General features: G+C 71.4%; 21 protein-coding genes. 9 read left to right on the top strand and 12 right to left on the bottom strand.

Annotation, left to right across the window (positions count from 1 at the left end):
* Positions 1 to 20: 20 nt before the first annotated feature.
* Positions 21 to 1,469 (bottom strand): NCS2 family permease, encoded by a 1,449-nt coding sequence (locus ACH4KB_RS19550; RefSeq protein ID WP_398067127.1) that lies wholly within the window; start codon positions 1,467 to 1,469, stop codon positions 21 to 23.
* Between the two features lie 336 nt (positions 1,470 to 1,805).
* On the opposite strand from ACH4KB_RS19550, the gene ACH4KB_RS19545 reads away from it, so the two are divergent.
* Both ACH4KB_RS19545 and ACH4KB_RS19540 read left to right on the top strand, forming a co-directional pair.
* Entirely contained in the window at positions 1,806 to 2,432 is a 627-nt protein-coding gene (locus ACH4KB_RS19545) for an XRE family transcriptional regulator (protein ID WP_398067126.1), read from the top strand.
* Positions 2,433 to 2,489: 57 nt separating this feature from the next.
* A complete protein-coding gene (locus ACH4KB_RS19540) occupies positions 2,490 to 2,900 on the top strand; it encodes a hypothetical protein (RefSeq protein WP_398067125.1) in 411 nt (136 codons plus the stop codon).
* A gap of 152 nt (positions 2,901 to 3,052) precedes the next feature.
* Here ACH4KB_RS19540 and ACH4KB_RS19535 read toward each other — a convergent pair whose 3' ends face one another.
* The 4 genes from ACH4KB_RS19535 to ACH4KB_RS19520 all read right to left on the bottom strand — a co-directional run bounded on the left by ACH4KB_RS19535 (position 3,053) and on the right by ACH4KB_RS19520 (position 5,795).
* Entirely contained in the window at positions 3,053 to 3,718 is a 666-nt protein-coding gene (locus ACH4KB_RS19535; protein ID WP_398067124.1) for a CatB-related O-acetyltransferase, read from the bottom strand.
* A 169-nt stretch (positions 3,719 to 3,887) separates the two neighbouring features.
* Positions 3,888 to 4,637 (bottom strand): DUF2071 domain-containing protein, encoded by a 750-nt coding sequence (locus ACH4KB_RS19530; protein ID WP_398067123.1) that lies wholly within the window; start codon positions 4,635 to 4,637, stop codon positions 3,888 to 3,890.
* Positions 4,634 to 4,978, bottom strand: coding sequence for a metalloregulator ArsR/SmtB family transcription factor (locus tag ACH4KB_RS19525; RefSeq protein ID WP_398067122.1), 345 nt, complete (start codon positions 4,976 to 4,978; stop codon positions 4,634 to 4,636). The genes ACH4KB_RS19530 and ACH4KB_RS19525 overlap by 4 nt, the downstream gene beginning before the upstream one ends.
* Before the next feature lie 175 nt (positions 4,979 to 5,153).
* Positions 5,154 to 5,795 carry a superoxide dismutase gene (locus tag ACH4KB_RS19520; RefSeq protein ID WP_018959211.1) on the bottom strand — a complete coding sequence of 214 codons (642 nt, stop codon included), beginning with the start codon at positions 5,793 to 5,795 and terminating at the stop codon, positions 5,154 to 5,156.
* Between the two features lie 314 nt (positions 5,796 to 6,109).
* On the opposite strand from ACH4KB_RS19520, the gene tkt reads away from it, so the two are divergent.
* Both tkt and ACH4KB_RS19510 read left to right on the top strand, forming a co-directional pair.
* On the top strand, positions 6,110 to 8,332 hold the full coding sequence (tkt, locus tag ACH4KB_RS19515; RefSeq protein ID WP_398067121.1) for a transketolase: 2,223 nt from the start codon (positions 6,110 to 6,112) through the stop codon (positions 8,330 to 8,332).
* A 72-nt stretch (positions 8,333 to 8,404) separates the two neighbouring features.
* A complete protein-coding gene (locus ACH4KB_RS19510; protein ID WP_398067120.1) occupies positions 8,405 to 9,076 on the top strand; it encodes a Dps family protein in 672 nt (223 codons plus the stop codon).
* A 28-nt stretch (positions 9,077 to 9,104) separates the two neighbouring features.
* Here the strand turns inward: ACH4KB_RS19510 and ACH4KB_RS19505 are convergent, their stop codons facing one another.
* From ACH4KB_RS19505 to ACH4KB_RS19490, 4 genes are all read right to left on the bottom strand, one after another.
* Positions 9,105 to 10,340, bottom strand: a complete 1,236-nt coding sequence (locus ACH4KB_RS19505) for an epoxide hydrolase family protein (protein ID WP_398067119.1) — start codon at positions 10,338 to 10,340, stop codon at positions 9,105 to 9,107.
* A gap of 75 nt (positions 10,341 to 10,415) precedes the next feature.
* Positions 10,416 to 11,483: a glycerophosphodiester phosphodiesterase family protein gene (locus tag ACH4KB_RS19500; RefSeq protein WP_398067118.1), complete on the bottom strand. Its 1,068-nt coding sequence runs from the start codon at positions 11,481 to 11,483 to the stop codon at positions 10,416 to 10,418.
* A 305-nt stretch (positions 11,484 to 11,788) separates the two neighbouring features.
* Positions 11,789 to 13,249, bottom strand: a complete 1,461-nt coding sequence (locus ACH4KB_RS19495; RefSeq protein WP_398067117.1) for an amino acid permease — start codon at positions 13,247 to 13,249, stop codon at positions 11,789 to 11,791.
* 120 nt (positions 13,250 to 13,369) lie between these two features.
* Positions 13,370 to 14,836 carry an amino acid permease gene (locus ACH4KB_RS19490; protein WP_398067116.1) on the bottom strand — a complete coding sequence of 489 codons (1,467 nt, stop codon included), beginning with the start codon at positions 14,834 to 14,836 and terminating at the stop codon, positions 13,370 to 13,372.
* 347 nt (positions 14,837 to 15,183) lie between these two features.
* Between ACH4KB_RS19490 and ACH4KB_RS19485 the strand changes: the two genes are divergently transcribed.
* Positions 15,184 to 15,777, top strand: a complete 594-nt coding sequence (locus ACH4KB_RS19485; RefSeq protein ID WP_398067115.1) for a biotin transporter BioY — start codon at positions 15,184 to 15,186, stop codon at positions 15,775 to 15,777.
* Between the two features lies 1 nt (position 15,778).
* Here ACH4KB_RS19485 and ACH4KB_RS19480 read toward each other — a convergent pair whose 3' ends face one another.
* A complete protein-coding gene (locus ACH4KB_RS19480; RefSeq protein ID WP_398067114.1) occupies positions 15,779 to 17,089 on the bottom strand; it encodes an FAD-binding oxidoreductase in 1,311 nt (436 codons plus the stop codon).
* Between the two features lie 110 nt (positions 17,090 to 17,199).
* Entirely contained in the window at positions 17,200 to 18,633 is a 1,434-nt protein-coding gene (locus ACH4KB_RS19475; RefSeq protein WP_398067113.1) for an amino acid permease, read from the bottom strand.
* A gap of 224 nt (positions 18,634 to 18,857) precedes the next feature.
* Between ACH4KB_RS19475 and ACH4KB_RS19470 the strand changes: the two genes are divergently transcribed.
* From ACH4KB_RS19470 to ACH4KB_RS19460, 3 genes are all read left to right on the top strand, one after another.
* Positions 18,858 to 19,346, top strand: a complete 489-nt coding sequence (locus tag ACH4KB_RS19470; protein WP_265601637.1) for a ribose-5-phosphate isomerase — start codon at positions 18,858 to 18,860, stop codon at positions 19,344 to 19,346.
* A 140-nt stretch (positions 19,347 to 19,486) separates the two neighbouring features.
* Entirely contained in the window at positions 19,487 to 20,311 is an 825-nt protein-coding gene (locus tag ACH4KB_RS19465; RefSeq protein WP_398067112.1) for an Fpg/Nei family DNA glycosylase, read from the top strand.
* Between the two features lie 132 nt (positions 20,312 to 20,443).
* The gene (locus ACH4KB_RS19460; protein WP_398067111.1) at positions 20,444 to 21,589 is read left to right on the top strand and encodes a PP2C family protein-serine/threonine phosphatase; all 1,146 of its coding nucleotides are present in this window, start codon (positions 20,444 to 20,446) and stop codon (positions 21,587 to 21,589) included.
* A gap of 202 nt (positions 21,590 to 21,791) precedes the next feature.
* On the opposite strand, the gene ACH4KB_RS19455 is transcribed toward ACH4KB_RS19460, so the two are convergent.
* A complete protein-coding gene (locus tag ACH4KB_RS19455) occupies positions 21,792 to 22,976 on the bottom strand; it encodes a cation:proton antiporter (RefSeq protein WP_398067110.1) in 1,185 nt (394 codons plus the stop codon).
* A gap of 283 nt (positions 22,977 to 23,259) precedes the next feature.
* Between ACH4KB_RS19455 and ACH4KB_RS19450 the strand changes: the two genes are divergently transcribed.
* Positions 23,260 to 23,760, top strand: a complete 501-nt coding sequence (locus ACH4KB_RS19450) for an HD domain-containing protein (RefSeq protein WP_398067109.1) — start codon at positions 23,260 to 23,262, stop codon at positions 23,758 to 23,760.
* Positions 23,761 to 23,790 lie beyond the last annotated feature (30 nt).

Below are 23,790 nucleotides of genomic sequence, written 5' to 3'. Positions count from 1 at the left end.
GGTCCACCGCCCGGGCTCCGCTACTTGAGGCCGAGGACCTGCTCCAGCGGGTCGATGACGAAGTAGACCAGGAAGAGCGCCGCGGTGCCCCACAGCAGCCAGTGGACCTCGCGCGCCCTGCCCAGGCACGCCTTGATGACCACGTAGGCGACGAAGCCGGCGCCGATTCCGTTGGTGATGGAGTAGGTGAACGGCATGACGACGATGGTGAGGAAGGCCGGGATGGCGACGTCGTAACGGTCCCAGTCGATGTGCTTGACCTGGGTCATCATCAGGAACCCGACCACGACGAGCGCGGGCGCCGCCGCCTGGAGCGGCACGATCGTCAGGACGGGCGTCAGGAAGAGGGCGAGCGCGAACAGGCCGCCGGTCACCATGTTGGCGAAGCCGGTGCGGGCTCCTTCGCCGACGCCCGCCGCGGATTCGATGTAGGTGGTGGCCGACGAAGCGGACGCGGCGCCACCGGCGACGGCGGCCACACCGTCGATGAGCAGGACGCGGCCGAGGCCGGGCACCTGACCTCGCTCGTCGAGGAGTCCGGCCTCCGCCGTGACGCCGACGACCGTGCCCATCGTGTCGAAGAAGTCGGACAGGATGAGGGTGAAGACGAGCAGGACGACCGTCAACACGCTGACCTGGCCGAACGATCCGAACAGGTCGAACCGGCCCAGCAGTCCGAAGTCGGGCGCGGCGACGGGGTTGCTGGGGATCGAGGGCGAGGTCAGGCCCCAGGACTTGATGCGGGCGACCTCGTTGACGACGATGGCGACGACGGTCATCAGGACGATGCTGATGAGGATCGCGCCCTTGACCTTCCGGGCGACCAGCACGATCGTCAGGAGCACGCCGAGGCAGAAGACGAGCATCGGCCAGCCGGTGAGCGTGCCGGTGCCGAGCTGGACGGGCACGGTGGAGTTCGCGGCGTCGGGGATGCGGGTGACGAACCCGGCGTCCACGAAGCCGATGAAGGCGATGAACAGGCCGATGCCGACGCTGATGGCCTGCTTGAGGGGCTGCGGAATGGCGTGCATGATCGCCTCGCGCAGCCCGGTCATCACCAGGACGCAGATCAGCAGCCCTTCGAGCACGATGAGGCCCATCGCGTCGTCCCAGCTCATCAGGGGAGCGATCTGGTAGGCGACGACGGCGTTGATGCCCAGACCCGCCGCCAGGGCCAGCGGCAGATTACCGCCCACACCCATGATCAGCGTCATCACCGCGGCGACCAGAGCGGTGGCGGTGACCAACTGCACGTTGTCCAGCTGCTTGCCGAACTTGTCCTCGGCCCCGCCGAGGATGATCGGGTTGAGCACCAGGATGTATGCCATCGTGAAGAACGTGGCGAATCCGCCGCGTATCTCCTGGATGTACGTCGAACCGCGTTCGCTGATGCGGAAGAACCGGTCGACGGCGCCCCCCGATCCGTCTGGTTTCGCGTCGGGCGGCGGGCTGGTCGTACTGGGGTGCATGACGGGGTCTCCTGAGCCTGCGAACGATGGGGAAGGGGGGTTTCGCCGGTGCTGCCCGATGTGAGTGGCAGGCGCTGTGCGAACGCACATGCGGCACCTTGCGAGCGGATCATACGCGGCAGCGGTCGGACCGCAACTACCCGCGTAGAGCGCGCACTTGATCCCCTTTCGGCCCTGTGGCTTCCTACGGAATCAGCGGCGACCTTTTCCGCCAAACCGGCAGGCAGCCGACAGCGGGTATGGAATTGGCGGTGACAGCTCCCCTACGCTCCGTATGTGCACCCACCACTCCCTTTCAACGCGCGGGCAGCGCGCGCCTTGCGCGAGAAACTCGGGATGGCACCCGGTCATGTCGCCTACGGCATGCGCGCGTCCTTCGGCACGTCACACGTCGGGCCCGAGCATGTGATCGCGTGGGAGCGCGGAACCCATGTGCCGGACGCGACGGAATTCGCCGCCCTGGCGGGCGCGTTGTGGTGCCGGCCCAGTGAACTCATGGGCCGCCCACGCACCTTGCTCGAACATCGCATAGCGCGCGGCGTCCCGGCCGAGGAGGTCGCGCGCGCCACCGGTCTCACCCTCGACGCGTATCTGTCCATGGAGGAGGCCGGTCTGTGGGCCGGCGACAAACGGCAGTCCGCCAAGCTCGGCGAGGTCCTCGGCCTTCCCCCGCGCGACTTCATCGCCATCACCAGGCTCGAGGAGGAACTGGCCCGCCTCCTCGCCGAGGCCGTCTCCACGCGCTGGCAGGCGCACATCCGCGACATCGCCAAGCTGGTCTCCATGGAGCGCCGCGACCTGAAGGGCCCCCTGGCCGCCATGCACCAGGAGTACCAGGGCCTCCTGGCGGCGACCCTGAGCCGGGCCGGCGGCACCACGGCATCCGGCGAGGACGGGCGTCGCTACGTCGAGAACATCGTCGACCACTTCTGGACCCGGCTGCCGGGGTCCTCCCAGGACTAGGCAGTGTCCGCAAGGTATCGTCGTCCGCCCTCGGGTCAGACGAGACTGTGCCGGTCTGTGCCGGTTCGCGCTGCCGGCCGGGTCCTCTCCTTGAGCGCCGGGCTGCTGGCGAGCGTCGGCATGACCTTCCAGTCCATCCCGGCCGGGGCGCCGGTGCCGTTCCTCCGCCGGCAACAGGCCGACGCCGAACTGGCGAGGGCGGCGGTCCGCGCCGCCCCTGTCGCGGCGTGGTCGACGGTCGCCTCCGGTGTGTGGCGCGTCGCGCTCGTGGTCGGGGTGCCGGGCGTGATGGGGCGCGAGGAGTTCCTTGCCTCGTTCCCCGACAACTCCGCGCTGCTCGCCCTGGGTTACGTCCTGCTGCTCGGTGCGGTCGCCGAGGCCGCCTCGTACCTCACACTCGGCCTGGTGCGGCCCCGGGGGGAGGTGGTGCCGCGCTGGATCCCGCTTCTCGGAGGGCGCCCGGTGTGAGGTTCTCTTTGTCGCCGCCTATGCTCCTCTTCTGCTGTGGGGCCCGCTCCTGGCGGCGGTGGCCTGGTCGTACCACCGCCGCACGCACCCCGTACGGACCGTGCCGAAGTCCCGCCGGTAGCAGTCCGCCGGCGGGGTCGACCCGGAACGGTTCAGGCCCGACGCGCCCCCGGGGCCGCCGCCTCCAGCTCGGTCACCGTGCCCGACATCACGGTACGGATATGGCGCGTCAGGTGGTCCGCCGGCCAGTCCCACCAGGCCACCGCCAGCAGGCGCGCGATGTCCGCCTCCTCGTACCGGGTGCGGATCAGACGGGCCGGGTTGCCGCCGACGATGCCGTAGTCCGGGACGTCCGAGACCACCACGGACCGCGAGCTGACGATCGCGCCGTGCCCGATGCGGACACCCGGCATGATCACGGCCTCGTAGCCGATCCAGACGTCGTTGCCGATCACCGTGTCACCCCGGTTGGGGAGACCCGTCAGCAGATCGAAGTGGTCGGACCAGGAGCCGCCCAGCGTCGGGAACGGGAACGTGGACGGCCCGTCCATACGGTGGTTGGAGCCGTTCATGATGAACCGCACCCCGGTGCCGAACGCGCAGAACCTCCCGATCACCAGGCGCTCCGGACCGTAGTGGTAGAGCACGTTGCGGGTCTCGAACTCCGTGGCGTGCTCGGGGTCGTCGTAGTACGAGTACTCCCCGGCCTCGATCAGCGGTGAGGTGACCAGGGGCTTCAGCTGCACCACGCGCGGCTGGCCGGGCATCGGGTGCAGGACGGTGGGGTCGGCCGGGACGGGCGCGGGGGCAGAAGTCATGGGATCGCTTCCGGGGCGGGGGTGCGGGCGGACGTGCGCGGATCATCGTGGCATCCGGGCCCGGCGGACCGCGGGTATTTTCCCGCCCGGCCGGAACGGCCCGCCACCCCCGCCCGGCCGGAACGGCCCGCCACTCCCTGCGCGGTCCCCCCTGCGCGGCCGGCCGCCCCTACGCGACCCCCGCCCCCGCCCCGCACCCCAGCCGGAACGGCTCCCCCTGGGACCAGTCCGCCGCCACTCCCCGCATCACGAGCGCGCTGTCCAGCACCGCGCTGCCCGGCGGGAAGCGGTCCAGGTCCTCGAAGAACGAGGAGCGTACGGAACGGGGCCGGCCCGCCGTCACCTTCCAGGCTTCCGTGGACAGTTCGAGGACGTCCAGGTGGTCCCCGCCGGTGCTGGGGGAGAGGCCCCTCCTGCCGAGGCGGAAGAACTCCGACGCCTCCGCCAGGTCCGTGAACAGCCCGCTGCCGCGCAGTTCGTCGGCGGGCTCCACGGTCGCGTCCACCTCCACCTCGCCGTCCCGGGTCGCGAAGGCCACCCGTACGGAGTCGGCGTCCTCCCGCACCGTGAAGTCCGCGCGGCCGTGCTCGCCCGGGTAGATCCGGCCGCCCGCGAAGGCGTTGAGGCGGGAGGCGGTGTCGCGGCGCGGGATGTAGACGCCGCGCTCGACGCCGTCCGGCCCGTCCCATTCCACGGAGATCCGGTGCGCCGCGTTCTCGCTGGTCAGCCCGGTCGCGGCGGGGGCCCAGGCGGGGCGGACGCCACCGATCCGCAGCAGGCAGATCCCGGCCACCGCCTGGCCGCGCACCAGTTGGGGCCGCAGCGGCGCGGGCAGCAGGGCCGCCGCGACGTGACGGTCGACCCGGTAGTTCACCAGGAGGCGGCGTTCGATGACACTGGAGAGCCGGGGCCGGATCATGAGGCGTCGCCTTCCGGCGCGGAGCGCCACTTCGTGTTGCGGAGCACGATCTGCTCGGGGCAGACAGCGCTGAGGAAGCGGCCCACGCACAGGGCGAGCCGTTCCTCGGCTAGGGAGTAGAGGATGCGGTTGGCCTCCCGGCGCTCCGTGACGAGCCCGGCGCCCTTGAGCACACCCAGGTGGCGCGAGATGGACGGGGCGCTGATCGGGAACCGGCTCGCGATCTCGCCGGCGGCCAGCTCGCCGCCCCGCAGATCCTCCAGGATCTGGCGGCGGGTGGGGTCGGCGAGCGCGCGGAAGGCGCTCGCCTCTTCGTCGGCCGGAAGGGCGGGAGAATCCATGTGTGCATGTTTAGCACATGAGCTAAATAGCTAAGCAGCTAAACAGGACCCATGGGGGAGCCCCCGCGAGTCATGTCCTCGCGGGGGCTCCCCGTTCATCCGCCTGCCGTGGTGAAGGTTGAGAAGACGATCACGAGGCAGGACGTCCGTGGTGGTGCGGTGCGCCGGTCTCCGGTCAGGGGGCGAGCAGCAGCACGTCCGCGCGCTCCTTGGCGGCGGCGTAACGCTTCGCCACGTCCTGCCAGTTGACGACCCGCCACATCGCCTCGATGAAGTCCACCTTCTGGTTCTTGTACTGCAGGTAGAAGGCGTGCTCCCAGGCGTCGAACACGAGGACCGGGACCGAGCCCTGGCCGACGTTGCCCTGGTGGTCGTAGACCTGCTCGACGATCAGCTTCCCGCTCACGGGCTCGTACGCGAGTACGCCCCACCCGGAACCCTGGGTGGTCGCCGCGGCCTTCGTCAGCTGGGACTTGAAGCCCGCGTAGGAGCCGAAGGACTCGGTGATCGCGTCGGCGAGGTCGCCCACGCCGTCCGCCGCGAGGGGCTCGCCGCCGCCGTCGCCGGTCATGTTGTGCCAGTAGATCGAGTGCAGGATGTGGCCGGAGAGGTGAAACGCGAGGTTCTTCTGAAGGCCGTTGATCGCGCCCCAGGCCTCCTTGTCGCGGGCCTCCTCCAGCTGCTCCAGGGTGTCGTTCGCCCCCTTGACGTACGCGGCGTGGTGCTTGTCGTGGTGCAGCTCGATGATCTGCGGGTTGATGACCGGCTCGAGCGCCGCGTAGTCGTACGGGAGTTCCGGGAGCGTGTACGTGGCCATGATGCGAGCCCTCCGACTGCTGGGAATGCCGTCCAGTTGTTATTGCAAGCTATATGCAAGAGCAGGCTAACAGCAGGAGTGCTCCGAAGTGATCAGCCCTTCGGCCTAGGACTCGCGGCACTGACCGTCCTCTCCCGCCCTCTTCCTCCGGTTTGCCTGGCAAAGGTGGTTTGCTCCTTATTCCGTGCTGCGCCCACCGTCGCGCGTTTGGTCCCGTCGTTCCGGGGGACCCGGCCCAACAGCCGGGCGGTCCGGGGCCGGGACCACGGTCGCGCCGTCCGCTGCCCGCCCGCCCCGCTGATCAGGAGGACTTGATGGCACCCGCCGAAACGCCGAACGGCCCGAACGACGGTCGCGATCCGCGCCTTGCCCCGCCCCTCGCCGACGCGGCGGGCTGGGGGCCGCTCGACGTCCGCGCCGTCGACACCGTGCGGGTCCTGGCGGCCGACGCGGTGCAGAAGGCGGGCCACGGTCACCCCGGCACCGCGATGAGCCTGGCCCCGCTGGCGTACCTGCTGTTCCAGCAGGTGATGCGGCACGACCCGGCCGACGACCAGTGGCTCGGCCGGGACCGCTTCGTGCTGTCCTGCGGCCACTCCAGCCTCACCCTCTACATCCAGCTGTACCTGAGCGGCTACGGCATGGAGCTGACCGACCTGGAGGCGCTGCGCACCTGGGGTTCCGCCACGCCCGGCCATCCGGAGTACCGGCACACCAGGGGCGTCGAGATCACCACCGGACCACTGGGGCAGGGGCTCGCCTCCGCTGTCGGCATGGCCATGGCGGCCCGGCGCGAACGCGGCCTCCTCGACCCTGACGCCCCGGCCGGCGCGAGCCCTTTCGACCACCACGTGTACGTCGTCGCCTCCGACGGCGACCTGATGGAGGGCGTGACGTCCGAGGCCAGTTCACTGGCGGGACACCAGGAGCTCGGGAATCTCATCGTCTTCTACGACTCCAACCACATCTCCATCGAGGACGACACCGACATCTCCTTCAGCGAGGACGTCACCGCCCGCTACGCCGCGTACGGCTGGCAGGTCCAGACGGTCGACTTCACCCGGACCGGCGACTACGTCGAGGACGTCGACGCCCTGCTCGCCGCGGTCGAAGCCGCGAAGAGCGAGCGCGGCCGGCCCTCCCTGATCCTGCTGCGCACGATCATCGGCTGGCCCGCGCCCACCAAGCAGAACACCGGCAAGGCCCACGGCTCCGCGCTCGGTGACGACGAGGTCGCCGCCACCAAGAAGCTGCTCGGCTTCGACCCGGACGCCGACTTCGCCGTCGAGGACGATGTGCTCCAGCACGCCCGTGCGGTCGTCGAGCGCGGGGCCGATGCCCACCGCGCCTGGGAACCCGGCTATCAGGAGTGGCGCTCCGCCCACCCCGAGCGCGCCGAACTCCTCGACCGGCTGCGGGAGCAGAGGTTCCCCGAGGGCTGGACCGACAGCCTCCCCGTCTTCGACGCCGACCCCAAGGGCATCGCCACCCGCAAGGCGTCCGGCGATGTGCTCACCGCGCTGGCACCCGTGCTGCCCGAGCTGTGGGGCGGCTCGGCCGACCTCGCGGGGAGCAACAACACCACCATGGAGGGCGAGCCCTCCTTCGTGCCGGAGTCCAAGCAGACCGGCGAGTTCCCCGGCAACCCCTACGGGCGCACGCTCCACTTCGGCATCCGTGAGCACGCCATGGGCGCGATCCTCAACGGCGTCGCCCTCCAGAGCCTCACCCGCCCCTACGGCGGTACGTTCCTGATCTTCAGCGACTACATGCGCCCGGCCGTCCGGCTCGCCGCCCTGATGAAGCTCCCGGTCACCTACGTCTGGACCCATGACTCCATCGGCCTGGGCGAGGACGGCCCCACCCACCAGCCCGTCGAGCAGCTCGCCGCCCTCCGCGCGATCCCCGGCCTCGACGTCGTACGGCCCGCCGACGCGAACGAGACGGCCGTGTGCTGGCGCACCGTCCTGGAGCACCACGACCGGCCCGCCGGTCTCGCCCTGACCCGGCAGCCGCTGCCCGTCCTGGAGCGGGGGGACCGGGGGTTCGCGGCCGCCTCCGGGGCCGCCCGGGGCGGGTACGTGCTCGCCGACTGCCGCGAGGGGGCGCCGGACGTGATCCTCGTCGCCACCGGCTCGGAGGTCCACATCGCCCTGGAGGCCCGCGACCTGCTGGCCGCCGAGGGACACGACGCGCGCGTGGTCTCCATGCCCTGCCGCGAGTGGTTCGCCGAGCAGCCCCACCCCTACCAGGACGCGGTGCTGCCGCCCGACGTACGGGCCCGGGTCAGCGTCGAGGCCGCCGTCGCCCAGGGCTGGCGGGACGTGGTGGGCGACGCGGGCCGCATGGTGAGCCTGGAGCACTTCGGTGCGTCCGCCGCCTACGAGCGCCTGTACGAGGAGTTCGGCATCACGCCCCGCGCGGTCGCCGACGCCGCACGGGAGAGCATCCGCGCGGCTGCGGCCGGACCTGTGCGGCCCGGCGGGGAGCGCCCCGGCGCGGCCCCGACCGAGGGCGGCACCGGAGACGTCGGCTAGGCGACCTCAGGCCACCCCCGCCACCCCCACCCGCCACCACCATCACCGTTGTTCACCCCGCAGAGGAGCCCCATGTCCCCCGCACGCACCCCCCGCTACACCGTTCCCGGCCTCGGCGTCGACGAGGGCCGACAGGTCATCGACCTCCTGACGCTGCGCCTGCACGCGCTCAACGACCTCGCGCTCACGCTCAAGCACATCCACTGGAACGTCGTCGGGCCGCACTTCATCGCCGTCCACGAGATGCTCGACCCGCAGACCGCAGCCGTCCGCGACATGGCCGACGCCGCCGCCGAGCGCATCTCCGCCCTCGGCGGCGAGCCGAACGGCACCCCGGGCGCCCTGGTCAGGGAGCGCACCTGGGACGACTACAGCGTCGGGCGAGCCGATGCCATCGCCCACCTCGGCGCCCTGGACCTCGTCTACACGGGCGTCATCGAGGGCCATCGCGAGGCGGTCGAGAAGGCCGGCGAGATCGACCCCGTGACCGAGGACCTGCTCATCGAGCACCTGCGTGGCCTGGAGCAGTTCCAGTGGTTCGTCCGGGCTCACCTGGAGTCCGGCTCCGGCGCCCTGTCGAACGCCGACGCCGACACCGAGGAGGAGGCGGCCGAGGCCGCGTCGCCGAAGCGGGCCGCCGCCAAGCGCACCCCCGCCAAGAAGACGGCGCTGCCCGCCCCCGCGAAGAAGACCGCCAAGAAGGCGGCCAAGAAGACCACGGCGAGCAGGCGCACCACCCGCTGAGGAGGCCCGGGGCCCTGGACGCGGTGGTTCAGGGCCTGCGGCCGCGGAAGGTGCGGCGCAGGTCGCTCACCCACGCGTCGGGGTTCTCCCAGGGGATGAAGTGGCCTCCGTGGTCATGTGCGTTGACGTTGACGTGGTTGAACCAGTCCGCCTGCGGGCCGCTCTCGAACGCCCGGACGCGCTCGGCGGCGGTGTGGACGCCGGGCGGGTTCTCGTAGGCGACGAAGGTGAGGCCGACCGGGGCCTGCACGATCGGGGTGCGGTCGTGGGACGGGGCCCACGGATAGCGGTTGGCATTGGCGTAGTAACGCATCGACGTGGCGATGGAGTTGTTGACCCAGTAGATCGTGGCGTGGGTGAGCAGGTCGTCCTCGCTGAAGACGGACGCGAGGTCGCCGCCGTTGTCGCTCCAGGCGTTCCAGCGTTCCAGCAGCCAGGCGAGCAGTCCGGCGGGGGAGTCGCTGAGCCCGTGGGCCAGAGTGGCGCCGTCGAGCATGTGCACGGCGAGATGCGGCGCGAAGCGGCGATCCTGCTCGACGACGCGGGCGCGGACGTCGGCGGGCTGGTCGTCGGTGAGGGGCCGGTTCCGGGCGAAGTCCCAGGCGCGGGGGCCGGTGAAGAAGTCGAGCGGCAGGCCCGAGCCGATGTGGACGCCGTACAGCTCGTCGGCGTACTTGTGGCCGAGCTGGCTGGAGACGATCCCGCCGATGTCGCAGCCCCCGGCGGCGTACTTCTCGTATCCCAGGGTCTCGGTCATCAGGGTGTGCCAGAGGTCGGCCACCTTCCAGAAGTTGACGTCCGGAAAGCCGGTCAGCGGGCCGGGGAAACCGAAGCCCGGCAGGGACGGCACGATGACGTCGAACGCGTCGGCCGGGTCACCGCCGTACGCCGCCGGGTCGGCGAGCGGGCCGATCACCTTCGACCAGTGCCAGAACGTCCACGGCCAGCCGTGGGTGAGGATCAGCGGGACCGGGCGGGGGCCGCGGCCGGGCTCGCGCATGAAGTGCACGGGGACGCCGTCGACGCTCACCCGGTACTGCTCGTGGGCGTTGATGGCGGCCTCGGCCGCGCGCCAGTCGTAGCCGTCCCGCCAGTGGGCGACCAGCTCACGCAGATAGCCGTCCGGAACGCCGTAGGACCAGTCCTCGTTCCCCTCGTCCAGTGGCGGCCGGGTCCGTGCGAGACGGGCACGCAGATCGTCGAGAACCTGGTCGGCCACCTGGATCGGGGTGGGCTCCAGGGGGAAGGCGTGCGGGGCGGTCATGGCGTGGTCCCTTCCGGGGAGCGGGAAAGCGCTGTTGCCGGAACGTTTCCACACCAGCCCCCCGCCCGCCGGGAGTTACGCCCGCAGGTCGTCCCTGGCCTGCACCGCGAGGTCCGGGAAGTCGGTCACCACCGCGTCCACGCCCTGCCCGTAGTGGAAGGCGTACTCGGCGAACGCGTCACCGAAGGCGGTGGGCGCACTGCCCCGGCGGTACGCGGCCGGGAGGTACTGGTTCTCCGCCCGGAAGGTGTACGCGCCGACCTTCAGGCCCGCCGCGTGGGCGTCCGCCAGCAGGGTGCCCGGCGGGACGAGCGACGACTTGTCCGGGCCGATCCACTGCGCGTACGAGGCGATCTCGCGGAGCCCGGCCGGGGTCATCATGTCCCGGTAGGTGACCCCGTGGCCGAACGGGCCGCCGCTCGTTCCCAGCGCCTGCCACAGCGGGAGGCCGAGGCGGGCCGCGGCCACCCGGTGCAGGCTCGCGGGCTCGAAGGACTGGACGACGCAGTCCCGGGCGGTCAGCCGGTTCCGGCGGATCACCCGGATCAGCTCCTCCTCCAGCGGCAGCCCGATCGAGCGGAAGTACGTCGGGTGCTTCGTCTCCGGGAACACCGCGATCCGCCGGCCCGACTCCCGGGACAGCCGCCGGGCCAGGTCGATCACCTCCTGGAAGGTCATCACCGAGCCCCGCCCGTCGAAGACCGTGTTGCGGTCGCGGACCAGCGGGAGCCGTTCCACCGTGCGCAGCGTCCGCAGCTCGCGCAGGTGGAAGTCCTCGGTGAACCAGCCGGTCACCGCCTTCCCGTCGACGGTCTTCGTGGTGCGGCGGTCCGCGAACTCGGGTCGGTCGGCGACGTCCGTCGTCCCGCCGATCTCGTTCTCGTGCCGCACGACAAGGACGTGGTCCTTCGTCGGCACGAGGTCCGGCTCGATCCAGTCGGCCCCGGCCCGTACGGCATAGGTGTACGCGTCGGCGGTGTGCTCGGGCCGCCAGCCCGCCGCCCCGCGATGCCCGATGACCAGGGGGCCCGACGGACGGTGGGGGCCCCGGCCGGCGGGGGCGGCGACGGCCGGGGCGGTGGCCGCGGCGGTGACGGCGGCGGTGGCCAGGAGGATCGAACGACGCCTGGGGGCAACGGACATGACGGCTCCTCGGGTGGGTGGAGCCACCACGGAAGCGAGGGCGGATGACGGCCCGGCGTACGGTACCCGGCCCTGCGATGTCCTGTTGGTCACGGGTGCACGCAGCGCCGGAACCACACACCGGAACGCCGGACGCCGAAACGCCGGGCTCCGCCCCGATCGTACGAGGAGGAGCCCGGCGTTCGTAGGGGTCGTGCGCGGACCGCTGCCGCGAGTCGTGCGGGGGGCCGGTACCGCGAGTCGTGCGGGAGCCGGCACCGCGAGGCGTGCGGGAAGTGGTACCGCGAGGCGTGCGGGAGCGGGAGCTACTTCCGCTGCGCCGGAATCCCGGCCGTGCCGTCGCCGCTGGTGCCGCTGTCGCCGCCCCGCCGCCGCTGGCGTACGAGGCCGATGCCGATCAGCACCACGGTCAGCGCTCCCGTGGCCAGCAGCTGGTCCCGGGTGTCCGGCTGGCGCAGCATCAGCAGGAAGATGCCCACCATGGCCACCAGGGCGACGATCGTGCCGACGGGGAAGAACCACATCCGCACGACCAGCTTCTCGGGCGCCTCCCGTTCGGTGCGACCGCGCAGGATCAGCTGGGAGGCGGCGATGAAGATCCACACCACCAGGATCACCGCGCCGATCATGTTCAGCAGCCAGGGGAAGACGTCGTCCGGCCGCCAGTAGCTGAGCAGTACGCACGCGAAGCCGAAGACCGAGGAGAACAGCACGGCGTTGCGCGGCACCCCGGAGGAGATCCTCCCGAGCGCGGCGGGACCCTGGCCCCGGGCGACCAGCGACCGGGCCATGCGGGACGCGCCGTAGATGTTGGCGTTCATAGCGGAGAGCAGGGCGACGAGGATGACCACGTTCATGATCTGCGCGGCGGACCCGATGCCCAGGTGGTCGAGCATCGCGTAGAACGGGCCGACCTCGGCGACCTTCGGGTCGTCCCAGGGGACCAGCGTGACGATGACCGCCATCGAGCCGATGTAGAACACCGCGATGCGCCACATCGCCGTACGGACCGCCTTCGCGACGCCCCGCACCGGGTTCTCCGACTCCGCCGCCGCGATGGTGACGGTCTCCAGACCGCCGTACGCGAAGACGGAGGCGAGGAGTCCGATGATGAACCCGTCCATACCCTTGGGGAGGAAGCCGCCGTCCCCCGTGAGGTTGGACAGGCCGGGCGCCTCCGTGTCGGGCAGCACGCCGAGGATCGCCAGCAGGCCGAGCACCAGGAACAGCGTGATCGCGATGACCTTGAGCGCGGCGAACCAGAACTCGAACTCGCCGAAGTTCTTCACGGCGGCCAGGTTCGTCCCGAGGAAGATCACCATGAACAGGGCGACCCAGGCCCACTCGGGCGTCCCCGGCAGCCAGCCGCTGACGATCTGCGCGGCCCCGATGCCCTCCAGGCCCACGGCGACGCAGAGCAGGAACCAGAAGGACCAGCCCGCGGTGAACCCGGCCCACGGGCCGATCGCCCGCTCGGCGTGCACGGAGAAGGAACCGGACGCCGGATTGGCGGCCGACATCTCGCCGAGCATGCGCATCACCATCATGACGAGCAGCCCGGAGATGGCGTACGCGACGATGATCGAGGGCCCCGCGGCGGCGATCCCGGCGCCCGAGCCGACGAACAGCCCGGCGCCGATCACCCCGCCGAGGGCGATCATCGAGAGGTGACGCTGTTTGAGTCCGTGGGTGAGCGCGGAGTCCGCCGAGGGGCCGGCGGGGGCCGCGGAGTCAGCGGTGGGGGGAGACGCGGAGGTCCGAGGCATGGACGGGCTCTGTTCGGTAGCTGAGACAGGGGATGAGCCCACAGTCTGAGCATCCCCACCGCTCACAGGGAACAGGTGTCCGCTATACGGTCACCAGGCTCACACAAGGTGCACACCCGCCTACCGGTCGGTAATGGCCGGCTTCCCGCGCTGCTCCCGTCGCTGCCGCTCCACCGCCACCAGCAGCACCAACGCCGTCGCCCCGGCCGACCACAGCACCTGCGGGCGCGCCGCCTCGTCGGTCAGCATCAGCACCAGCACCCCGAACAGCCCGGCCAGCGTCACCCAGGTCAGATACGGGAAGCACCACATCCGCAGTGCGAGCGCCTCGGGAGCCTCCTGCTCCAGCCGGGCGCGCAGCCGCAGCTGGGAGGCGGCGATCAGCGCCCACACGAACAGCAGCACCGCGCCGACCGAGTTGAGCATGTAGAGGAACACCGTGTCCGGCCAGACCAGGTTGAGCAGCACGGAGACGAAGCCGAAGGCCACCGACGCCAGCACCGCCCGGCGCGGCACACCACCCGCCTTCTCCTGGGAGTCGGCGCCCTTCGGGGCGTTCCCGCGCGAGACCTTCAGCAGCCCGCGCGGGGCCTCCCCGCGCTCCGCCAGCGAGAAGATCATGCGGGAGGAGCCGTACAGATTGGCGTTGAGCGCCGAGAGCAGCGCCACGAACACCACGATGTTCATGATCTGACCGGCCGACGGCACCCCGATCGCGTCCAGCACCTTCACATACGGGCTCAGGCCCGCCTGCTGCGCGGTCCACGGCAGCACGGTCACGATCACCAGCATCGAGCCGACGTAGAAGAAGAGGATGCGCACCACCGCACTGCGCACCGCACGCCCCACCGCGCGTGCCGGGTCGTCCGTCTCGGCGGCGGCGATGGTGACGACCTCGAGACCGCCGAAGGCGAAGACCACGGTCAGCACGCCGGAGACGACCCCGCTCCAGCCGTTGGGCAGGAAGCCGCCCTGGCCGGTCAGGTTGGTCATCCCGACCGGATCGGTGTCCGGGAGCCAACCCAGGACGGCCAGCAGCCCGAGCACCAGGAAGACCACGATCGCGCCGACCTTCAAGGAGGCGAACCAGAACTCGAACTCGCCGAAGTTCTTCACCGCCGTCAGATTCGCGGCGGTGAACACCACCATGAACAGCAGCACCCACGCCCACGGTTCGACGCCCGGCACCCAGCCATGGGCGATCTGCGCGGCCGCCGTCGCCTCCACGGCGAGGACCACCACCAGCAGGAACCAGTACAGCCAACCGACGCTGAACCCGGCCCACCGCCCGAGCGCCCGCTCGGCGTGCACGGAGAAGGAGCCGGAGGCGGGCATCGCGGCGGACATCTCGCCCAGCATCCGCATCACCAGCATCGCGAGCACCCCCGCGATCAGATACGAGACGACGATGGCGGGCCCCGCCACCGCGATCCCCGCGCCGGAGCCCACGAACAGCCCCGCCCCGATCACCCCACCGAGCCCCAGCATCGTCAGATGACGCTGCTTGAGCCCGTGCGACAGGGGCTCGGCCGGGACGGCGGCGGACGGAGGAGTGGAAGCCGGGGTGGGGGGAGGGGCCTCGTGCATGGGGGAGGGGGTCACTCTCGGATCAGCGGGTCGTGGCGGGTCGCGACGGGTCGTTCGGGGGGCCGACCAGAGCGAGCTGATCGTTTATGGGGAAGTTACAGTCTCGCCGATCGCCGCGCTCCCCGCCAAAATGCGCCGAGGCGCTCCTCACCTCCGTGACGAGCGTCACGCGGGAGAGTGATTACGGCCCGGCCTTTGTGCGAATCCCACCAAGGCATCAACCGCCGCTTTGTGGGCGGCTGATGGTGATCGAGCGTTAACCCGTGGGCTAACGTCGGCGGGAGCCCGACCCCACCCTGCCCGGCGGGAGCCGTCCCGGCCCACCTGCCCTCACCCGCGGAGTCCCGATGAGCACTGCTGCCGCCCCCGTCCGCTCCGGAGCGGTCCTCGCCGACCTGCTGCCCGCAGCCCGGCACCGCTACGCCGTGGACGCGGCCCTCGTCCTCGGCGGCGCCGCCCTGACCGGCATCGCGGCCCAGATCGCCGTCCCGGTCCCCGGCTCCCCGGTCCCGGTCACCGGGCAGACCTTCGCCGCGCTCCTCATCGGCACCGCGCTGGGCGCCCGTCGGGGCTTCCTCTCCATCGCGCTGTACGCGCTCGTCGGCATGGCCGGCATGCCGTGGTTCGCCGAGGCCTCCTCGGGCTGGTCGATGCCGTCCTTGGGCTACGTCTTCGGCATGCTCCTGGCCGCCACCGTCGTCGGCGCTCTCGCCCGGCGCGGCGGCGACCGTTCCGTGCCGCGCACCGCGGCCACGATGGTCCTCGGCTCCGCGATCATCTACGCCATCGGCGTGCCCTACCTCGCGCTGTCCACCGGGATGTCGCTGAGCGCCGCCGTCGCCGCCGGCCTGGTCCCCTTCCTGATCGGCGACGCTCTCAAGGCGGCGCTGGCCATGGGCGCGCTGCCCGCGGCCTGGAAGATCCTCGGCCGCCGGGGCTGACTCACCCCTCCTTCTCGTAGGGGCCGCCGAAGAGGCCCGCCGGATCGAACTGGGAAACCAGGCCGGCGAGCCTCTTCGCCGTTTCCGGCTCATGGAAACCGGCGGTACGGTCCCCTCCGCCGAAGGCGAAGTTCAGCGACCGTCCCCGAACGAGCGGCCCCAGCACCCCGGACACCTCCCCGTACAGCGAGCGCGCCGCCGCCACGTCCGTCCCGTCCAGCGGCGACAGCAGCCGCAGCAGGAAGCCCGCGTCCCGGTGGGGCACCGCGTTGGCCGCCTCCGGCCGCCCGGCCAGCGCCCCGCCGAGATGGTTGAGCTGCACCACCGTCATCATCGGGGCCCCGGGCCCGGTCAGCTCCAGCACCCGGGCAGCCCGCCCCGCGTCCAACTCCCGGAGCATCAGCCCCTCCCCGTAGTACGCGTGCGGGAACGGCGGGTCGCTGTGGATGGTGGGGCTCTCGGCGTACGGCATCTCCCGCAACGAGTCCGCGAGCACCGGACCGATGTCCCGCAGCGGGGCCACCAGCCGCTCGCCCTCGGCCGCGTCCCCCGTGAAGGCGACCCGCACCGAGACGACGTACCGCCCGCGCAACTCCTCGGGCAGCTGTGGCAGGTCCGGATGGACGAGCGCGGTCAGCGAGGACGTCAGGGACTCCGGCACGGTCCGGGTCCACTCCAGGTAACGGCCCACCACCTCGGCCGCCCGCTCCCCGGCGAACGCGATCGCACCCCCGTACAGCCGCTGGACCGCCACCAGGCCGATCTCCAGGGCGGTCACCACCCCCAGCCGGTGCCCGCCGCCGCGCAGCCCCCAGAACAGCTCCGGCTCGCGCTCCGGCGTGACCCGGCGCAGAACCCCGTCGGCGGTCACCACCTCCAGCGCCCGCACATGGTCGGCGGCGTACCCGAACTCCCGGGCCAGGATGCCCAGCCCGCCGCCCAGCGTGTACGAGACCGCGCCCACCGACGGCGACGAGCCGTTGAGCGGGGCCAGCCCGTGCGGAACCGCCGCCGCGGTCACCGCGCCCCAGGTCGCGCCCGCACCGATCCGGGCGGTGCGGCGGACCGGGTCGACGGCGACGGAGTCCAGGGCGCGGGTGACGACGAGGACGCCGCCCTCGACCGCCCCGGGCAGCCCGTGGCCGGTGGCGTGCGCGGCGACGCGGAGCCCGCGCGCGGCGGCGTGGGCCACGGCCTCCCGTACGTCGTCGGGTGTGGCGGCCTCGACCAGCCGGTCGGGCCGGATCGGAAAACCGGTCTGGAAGGTGGCGGGTGTGGGCCCGGGTGCGGGTTCGGTGGACGGGGACGGCATGGGGGGAGGCTCTCCTTCGCTCGCGTTTGGGCGGTGCGAGGAAGAGCCTCCCCGGGATACCTGACAACCTCTGTCAGGTATCGGTCGAACGGGTGCGGATCACCTGCGGATCACTTGGCGACGGCCTTGCGACCGCGCAGCTCCCGGAACAGTGAGATGCCCACCACCAGGGCCGCGACCAGCAACGACAGCACGACCTGCTCGCGGGCGGCGTCGTCGGTCAGCATGTAGACCAGGACGAAGGAGATCATCGCGATCGTCGCCCAGGTGAGGTACGGGAAGAGCCACATCCGTACGACCAGCTTGCCGGGGGTCTCGCGCAGGATGATCCCGCGCATCCGCAGCTGGGTGAAGCAGATGACCAGCCACACGAAGAGCGCGACCGCGCCGGAGGAGTTCAGCAGGAACTGGAACACCGTGTCGGGCCACTGGTAGTTGAAGAACACCGCCACGAAGCCGAAGACGACCGAGGACAGGATCGCCGCCTGCGGCACACCGCGCTGGTTGACCTTGGCGAAGGCCTTCGGCGCGTCGCCCCGCTCGCCGAGCGAGAACGCCATCCGGGAGGCGGTGTAGAGGCCGGAGTTGAGGCAGGACAGCACGGCCGTCAGGACGATGAAGTCCATGACCTGCCCGGCGTGCGGGATCCCGATCACGTCGAGGGCGGCGACATAGCTGCCCTTCTCGACGATCGACGGGTCGTTCCACGGCAGCAGCGTCAGCACCACGAAGATCGAGCCGAGGTAGAAGACGGCGATACGCCAGATCACGCTGTTGGTGGCCTTCGAGACGGCCCGCTGCGGGTCCGACGACTCGCCGGCGGCCAGCGTCACGATCTCACTGCCCATGAACGAGAAGACGACCATCAGCACACCGGTCAGGATCGCGCCCGGCCCCTCGGGGAAGAACCCGCCGCTGTCCGTCAGATGCGCCAGACCCGATCCCGCGTTGTCCGCTCCCGGCAGGAACCCGAAGACCGCGAGGAAGCCGATGACCACGAACGCGCCGATCGCCACGACCTTGATCCCGGCGAACCAGAACTCGAACTCGCCGTAACTGCCCACCGAGACCAGGTTCGTGGCGGTCAGCACGACCATCACGATCAGCGCCCAGGCCCACTGGGGGACCCCCGGGATCCAGCTCTCCAGGATCTTCGCGCCCGCCGTGGCCTCGACGGCGAGCACCACGACCCAGAAGAACCAGTAGAGCCAGCCGATGGAGAAACCGGCCCAACGGCCGAGCCCCTGGTCGGCGTAGGCGGAGAAGGAGCCGGAGCTCGGCCGGGCGGCGGCCATCTCGCCGAGCATCCGCATCACGAGGACGACCATCAGGCCGACCATCGCGTACGACAGCAGAATCGCCGGGCCCGCGGCCGCGATGCCCGCACTGGAACCCACGAAGAGCCCGGCGCCGATCACACCGCCGATCGCGATCATCGAGAGGTGGCGGTTCTTCAGACCTGCCTGAAGCCCGCCCGACGAGTCCGGCCGGTCCGGCTCACCGGGCTCCTGGCCCGGCTTCGCCAGCGTCGTCTGCGACGTCATGGGGGGAATCCTTACGTTTGGTGCGTGAGGGTGCGCCCTGCTCCGCCGTGGGGTGGTGCGAAGACAGGACCACGCATTCAAGCCCGGAAGGATACGGAAGCGGAACCCCCTCTTTCGGATCGTTTGCCTGATCGTTGCCCGAACGGTGTCGACCACAGCGAACGCGGCGGGAGGCCCCGACCCCCGGACCGCTGCCCCGCGAAGTTCGTGCCACACTTCGCACCATGCGCGTGTACCTCGGATCCGACCATGCCGGCTACGAACTCAAGAACCACCTCGTCGAGTGGCTCGGCGCCCACGGCCACGAGGCCGTCGACTGCGGCCCCCACATCTACGACGCCCAGGACGACTACCCGCCGTTCTGCCTGCGCGCCGCCGAGAAGACGGCCGCCGACCCGGACAGCCTCGGCATCGTGATCGGCGGCTCCGGCAACGGCGAACAGATCGCCGCCAACAAGGTCAAGGGCGTCCGCGCCGCACTGGCCTGGAGCGAGCAGACCGCCGCCCTCGGCCGCGAGCACAACGACGCCAACGTCGTCGCCATCGGGGGCCGGATGCACACGGTCGAGGAGTCCACGAAGTTCGTCGAGATCTTCCTCACCACGCCGTACTCGAACGAGGAGCGCCACACGCGCCGCATCGAGATGCTCGCGGCGTACGAGAACACCGGCGAGCTCCCCCCGATCCCCGCCCACCACCCGCAGCAGGGCTGACCCGCTCCCCTCTCTTCCCCCCCCGTGCCGCCGGGCCCCGGACCCGGCGGCACGGCCATGCCACCGCCCGGCACGGCCCTACAGCCCCAGCCGCCGGGCACGCCCCTACCGCCGCCCGCCCTTCCAGCAGGAGCCCCGCCGTGCCCGAGGGACACACCATCCGGCGCCTCGCCGACGACCACGCCGAACGGTTCGCGGGCGCGCCGGTACGGGTGAGCAGCCCGCAGGGCAAGTTCGCCGACAGCGCGGCCCTGCTCGACGGGCGGACCCTCACCGCCACCGACGCCCACGGCAAACACCTCTTCCTCGGCTTCGGCGACACCGGCTGGGTCCACATCCACCTCGGCCTCTTCGGCAAGCTCGGCTTCGGCGCCGCCCCGCCCCCGCCGCCCGCGGACACGGTCCGCCTCCGGCTGGTCAACGCCGGCCACCACGCGGATCTGCGCGGCCCCACCACCTGCGCCCTGATCACCGAGCCCGAGAAGCGCGCGATACACGAGCGCCTGGGCCCGGACCCGCTGCGCGGCGACGAGGACGGCGAGCGCGCCTGGCGGCGGATCGCCCGCAGCCGGACCACCATCGCCGCCCTGCTGATGGACCAGAAGGTCATCGCGGGCGTCGGCAACGTGTACCGCGCCGAGGTCCTCTTCCGCCATGGCATCGACCCTTACCGCACGGGCCGGGACCTCAGCCGCGCCGAGTGGGACACGATCTGGGCGGACCTGGGGGAGCTGATGCGCGAAGGCGTGCGGAACAACCGGATCGACACCGTCCGCCCCGAACACCTCCCCGAGGCCATGGGCCGACCGCCCCGCAAGGACGACCACGGCGGCGAGGTCTACGTCTACCGCCGCGCGAACCTTCCCTGCCACATCTGCCGTACGGAGATCCGCACCGCGGACCTGGTCTCCCGCAACCTCTTCTGGTGCCCCCGTTGCCAGCCCCCGGGGCCCTCCGGCGGCTGACGCCCCGGCCCCGCGATTCCGTGTCATATGCCACGCGAAATCGGTTCCCGCCGCGTGGACGACCCCATTTCGAGCGCATTGTCACCGGGGTCCCCCTGCACCGGAGGCGTTCGGGTCGATAAGGTCCCGGCAATGGCCCGTAGCGGAGGAGCAGACGACTTCGGGGCCCGGTGGCGCAGAAACCTGCACCGGGCCCGCATCGGCCTGCGCAAATCCGGGGTCGACTACTTCCGCGGCGACGGCTCCGACTGGATCGCCCTGGCCGGCCTGCTGGTGACGATCCCGGCCATCACCCTCGCCACCGTCGCGAGCCCGGTCTGGATCGACCCGGCCGCCCTCGCCCTGCCCATCGTGGCGGGCGGCCTCCTGCTGCGCCCCGCCAGCCTGCTGGGCCTCTACGCGACGGCCGCCGGCGCACTGATCGTCGAGGCGCTCACCCTCGGTCCGTACCTGGACGGCCCCGCCCGGGTCACCCCGGGCACCGTGCTCGTGGTCGCCGCCTGCGGGTTCTTCGGGCTGATCCTGGCCCAGTTCCGGGCCCGGGTCGGCGTGCCCTGGCGGCGCGGCGGCACGATGCTCTTCGACCTGCGCGAACGCATCCGGGTCCAGAGCGCCCTGCCCCGGCTGCCCCAGGGCTGGCACCGCGAGATGGCCCTGCGCCCGGCCGGCGGCCAGTCGTTCTCCGGGGACTTCGTCGTCGCGGCCCGCACCCACGGGGGCCGCACCCTGGAGGCCGTCCTCACCGACGTCTCCGGCAAGGGCATGGACGCGGGCTCCCGGGCCCTGCTGCTGTCCGGCGCCTTCGGCGGGCTGCTCGGCTCGCTGCCCCCGCACGCCTTCCTGCCCGCCGCCAACGGCTACCTGCTGCGCCAGGACTGGGACGAGGGCTTCGCCACCTCGATCCATCTGGTGCTGGACCTGGAATCGGGCGACTACGAGATCTTCTCCGCAGGTCATCCGCCCGCCCTCCAACTGCACGCGGGCACGGGCCAGTGGGAGGAGAAGTCCGGGGAGGGGCCCCTGCTCGGCGTCTACGACGGGGCCGAGTTCGACGCGGTGAAGGGATCGCTCGCGCCGGGTGACGTCCTGATGCTGTTCACCGACGGTCTGGTGGAGGCCTCCGACCGGGACATGTCCGAGGGCATCGACCGGCTGACGGGCGAGGCCGACCGCTATGTCTCCACCGGTTTCGAGGGTGCGGCCTGGCATCTGATCGAGGCCTGCGCCAAGGACGTCAACGACGACCGGGCCCTGCTGCTCCTCTCCCGCCGGGCCTGAGCGCCCTTCGGCCGGGACACCGGCACCGGGCGCGGGCCAGCGCACGCGGCGAGTGACCCGGCACCGGCCACCGCACGCGGCGAAGCGCCCGTCACCGGCCGGCGCACGCGGCGAGTCACCCGGCACCGGACGCCGAACGGCGGAGAGGCGCCCGTCACCCGGAGACCGGGTTTCGGGGCGCCTCTCCGCCGTCCGGCGCCGCTCAGACCGACACCGGTAGCTGTTTCTGGTCCTGGTCGTCGTCCTTCCTGCGGTCGCCCGGCAGGACACGGGCCAGCCAGTGGGAGCGTCCGGCGGCCAGCGGTGCGAGGACGGCGAGCAGGAGGACGTAGCCGGCGATGAACGGCGAGAGCCGCTCGTCCAGTCCGGCCGCCGCCGCCATCGTGGCCAGGATGAGCGCGAACTCACCGCGGGCGACCAGGGTGGTGGCGATGTTGGACGTGGCCTGCGCGCCGAAGGAGTACACCCTCGCCGCCGCGAGCCCGGCCGCGATGTTCATGGCGAGCGTCAGCACCACGGCGGCCAGCACCGGCCACAGCACGCTCGGGAGGTCGCCCGGGTCGATGGAGAGGCCGAAGGCGAAGAAGAAGATCGCGCCGAACGCGTCGCGGAGCGGGTGGACCAGCTTCAGGATGCGATCAGCGGACGAGGTGGAGCCGAGCATCAGGCCGACCATGAACGCACCGATCGCGTCGGCGACGCCGAACATCTCGGAGACACCGGCGACGAAGACGGCCACACCCAGGAAGGAGATGACGAGCAACTCGTCGTCCTTGGTGTTCATGAGCTTGCCGATGAGCTTCGTGCCGAACCGGGCCGCCAGGGCGAGCAGCAGCAGGAAGCCGAAGGCCTTGCCGCCGTCGAGCAGCGCGGCCGAGAGGCTGTCCGCACCGGACAGGATCGGCTGGAGCGCGGCGAGGTACAGGGCGAGGAAGATGTCCTCGACGACGATGATGCCGAGGATCGGCCGGGTCTCCGGATTCCCGATGCGCCCGAGGTCCACCAGGATCTTGGTGACGATCGCGGACGAGGAGATGCCGAGGACACCGGCGAGGACCAGCGCCTCCGCCGTGCCCCAGCCCAGCGCGAAGCCGAAGGCGAGACCGGCGCCGACGTTCAGCACGAGGTACGTCCCGCCGGCGATGGCCATCTTCCGGCCGCCCGTCCTGAGGTCGTCCATGTGGAACTCGAGCCCCAGGTAGAAGAGCAGGAGGACGAGTCCCAGCGCGGAGAGCATCTCCAGGTCGTGCGGGTTCTTCAGGAGCGTGTAGCCGGGGGTGTGCGGGCCCAGGAGGATTCCGGCCAGGATGAACAAGGGGATCGTCGGCAGCCCGATGCGGCCGCCGAGGCGGGCGAGGACGGCTGCGGCCAGGAAGGCGCCGCCCATGGCGAGAAGGGTGTCTGCGTGTCCGATGAGCCTGATCCTTCGGGGTCGGTCAAGAGCTGGTCAAGGGGGTGTTAAGAATCCATCAGTAATTAGTTTACCGAACGATTGACCCTGCAACTATGAGCCTGTCGGATTGTCCTCTTTTGTCGATCTGCTTCCACTGTCGGAATCGTCAGGGGACGGCATCAACAGCTCTGCGGACGACGCGAGTTCGGCGCCGCCCCCGGAATCGGCTCGGACCCGGCCCCGGCAGCCCTGCCGCGCGCGGCCGTAGGGTCGGTCCATGACTGGACACGATCTGAGCCTCGCCGAGGTGGAGGCCATCGCCCGCGAGGCCCATGCGCTCCAGACCGACAAGGCGGGCCGTCCGTACGCGGAACACCTGGCGGCGGTGGCCGAAGGAGTGCGGTTGCGCGGCGGCGACGACGGGCAGATCGCGGCGGCCTGGCTGCACGACGCGATCGAGGACGCCGCGCTCCCGGCGGAGTGGCTGGCCGCCGCGGCCCTGCCGCAGGAGGTGAAGGACATGGTCCTGGCGGTGACCAAGAGGCCGGGCGAGGAGCTGTCCTCGTACGCCGCGCGGATCCTGGCCACTCCGGGCGCGCTGCTCGTCAAGGAGGCGGACCTCGCCCACAACGCGGATCCCGAGCGTCTCGCGGTCCTGGACGCGGCGACCCGTACCCGACTGACGGCGAAATATGCGCAGGTACGCGAGCTGTTGGGGCCGGCCGACGACGAATCACCCCCGGACCGAAAGAATCCGGCCAACCCGGAGACGCACTGATCCACCCGCGGCCGGTCCGGCGGGTGGATC

Origin of the sequence: Streptomyces sp. NPDC017520, from assembly GCF_044329855.1 — a bacterium.
GTDB lineage: Bacteria > Actinomycetota > Actinomycetes > Streptomycetales > Streptomycetaceae > Streptomyces.
The sequence above is the reverse complement of the archived record's forward strand: the minus strand, read 5'-3'. Positions and strand labels throughout refer to the sequence as shown.

What these genes read in the sequence shown, in the direction of transcription:
- ACH4KB_RS19550 (WP_398067127.1), bottom strand. Translation starts at nt 1,469, where the DNA reads ATGCACCCCAGTACGACCAGCCCGCCGCCCGACGCGAAACCAGACGGA.
- ACH4KB_RS19545 (WP_398067126.1), top strand. Translation starts at nt 1,806, where the DNA reads ATGGCACCCGGTCATGTCGCCTACGGCATGCGCGCGTCCTTCGGCACG.
- ACH4KB_RS19535 (WP_398067124.1), bottom strand. Translation starts at nt 3,718, where the DNA reads ATGACTTCTGCCCCCGCGCCCGTCCCGGCCGACCCCACCGTCCTGCAC.
- ACH4KB_RS19530 (WP_398067123.1), bottom strand. Translation starts at nt 4,637, where the DNA reads ATGATCCGGCCCCGGCTCTCCAGTGTCATCGAACGCCGCCTCCTGGTG.
- ACH4KB_RS19525 (WP_398067122.1), bottom strand. Translation starts at nt 4,978, where the DNA reads ATGGATTCTCCCGCCCTTCCGGCCGACGAAGAGGCGAGCGCCTTCCGC.
- ACH4KB_RS19520 (WP_018959211.1), bottom strand. Translation starts at nt 5,795, where the DNA reads ATGGCCACGTACACGCTCCCGGAACTCCCGTACGACTACGCGGCGCTC.
- tkt (WP_398067121.1), top strand. Translation starts at nt 6,110, where the DNA reads ATGGCACCCGCCGAAACGCCGAACGGCCCGAACGACGGTCGCGATCCG.
- ACH4KB_RS19510 (WP_398067120.1), top strand. Translation starts at nt 8,405, where the DNA reads ATGTCCCCCGCACGCACCCCCCGCTACACCGTTCCCGGCCTCGGCGTC.
- ACH4KB_RS19505 (WP_398067119.1), bottom strand. Translation starts at nt 10,340, where the DNA reads ATGACCGCCCCGCACGCCTTCCCCCTGGAGCCCACCCCGATCCAGGTG.
- ACH4KB_RS19500 (WP_398067118.1), bottom strand. Translation starts at nt 11,483, where the DNA reads ATGTCCGTTGCCCCCAGGCGTCGTTCGATCCTCCTGGCCACCGCCGCC.
- ACH4KB_RS19495 (WP_398067117.1), bottom strand. Translation starts at nt 13,249, where the DNA reads ATGCCTCGGACCTCCGCGTCTCCCCCCACCGCTGACTCCGCGGCCCCC.
- ACH4KB_RS19490 (WP_398067116.1), bottom strand. Translation starts at nt 14,836, where the DNA reads ATGCACGAGGCCCCTCCCCCCACCCCGGCTTCCACTCCTCCGTCCGCC.
- ACH4KB_RS19485 (WP_398067115.1), top strand. Translation starts at nt 15,184, where the DNA reads ATGAGCACTGCTGCCGCCCCCGTCCGCTCCGGAGCGGTCCTCGCCGAC.
- ACH4KB_RS19480 (WP_398067114.1), bottom strand. Translation starts at nt 17,089, where the DNA reads ATGCCGTCCCCGTCCACCGAACCCGCACCCGGGCCCACACCCGCCACC.
- ACH4KB_RS19475 (WP_398067113.1), bottom strand. Translation starts at nt 18,633, where the DNA reads ATGACGTCGCAGACGACGCTGGCGAAGCCGGGCCAGGAGCCCGGTGAG.
- ACH4KB_RS19470 (WP_265601637.1), top strand. Translation starts at nt 18,858, where the DNA reads ATGCGCGTGTACCTCGGATCCGACCATGCCGGCTACGAACTCAAGAAC.
- ACH4KB_RS19460 (WP_398067111.1), top strand. Translation starts at nt 20,444, where the DNA reads ATGGCCCGTAGCGGAGGAGCAGACGACTTCGGGGCCCGGTGGCGCAGA.
- ACH4KB_RS19455 (WP_398067110.1), bottom strand. Translation starts at nt 22,976, where the DNA reads ATGGGCGGCGCCTTCCTGGCCGCAGCCGTCCTCGCCCGCCTCGGCGGC.
- ACH4KB_RS19450 (WP_398067109.1), top strand. Translation starts at nt 23,260, where the DNA reads ATGACTGGACACGATCTGAGCCTCGCCGAGGTGGAGGCCATCGCCCGC.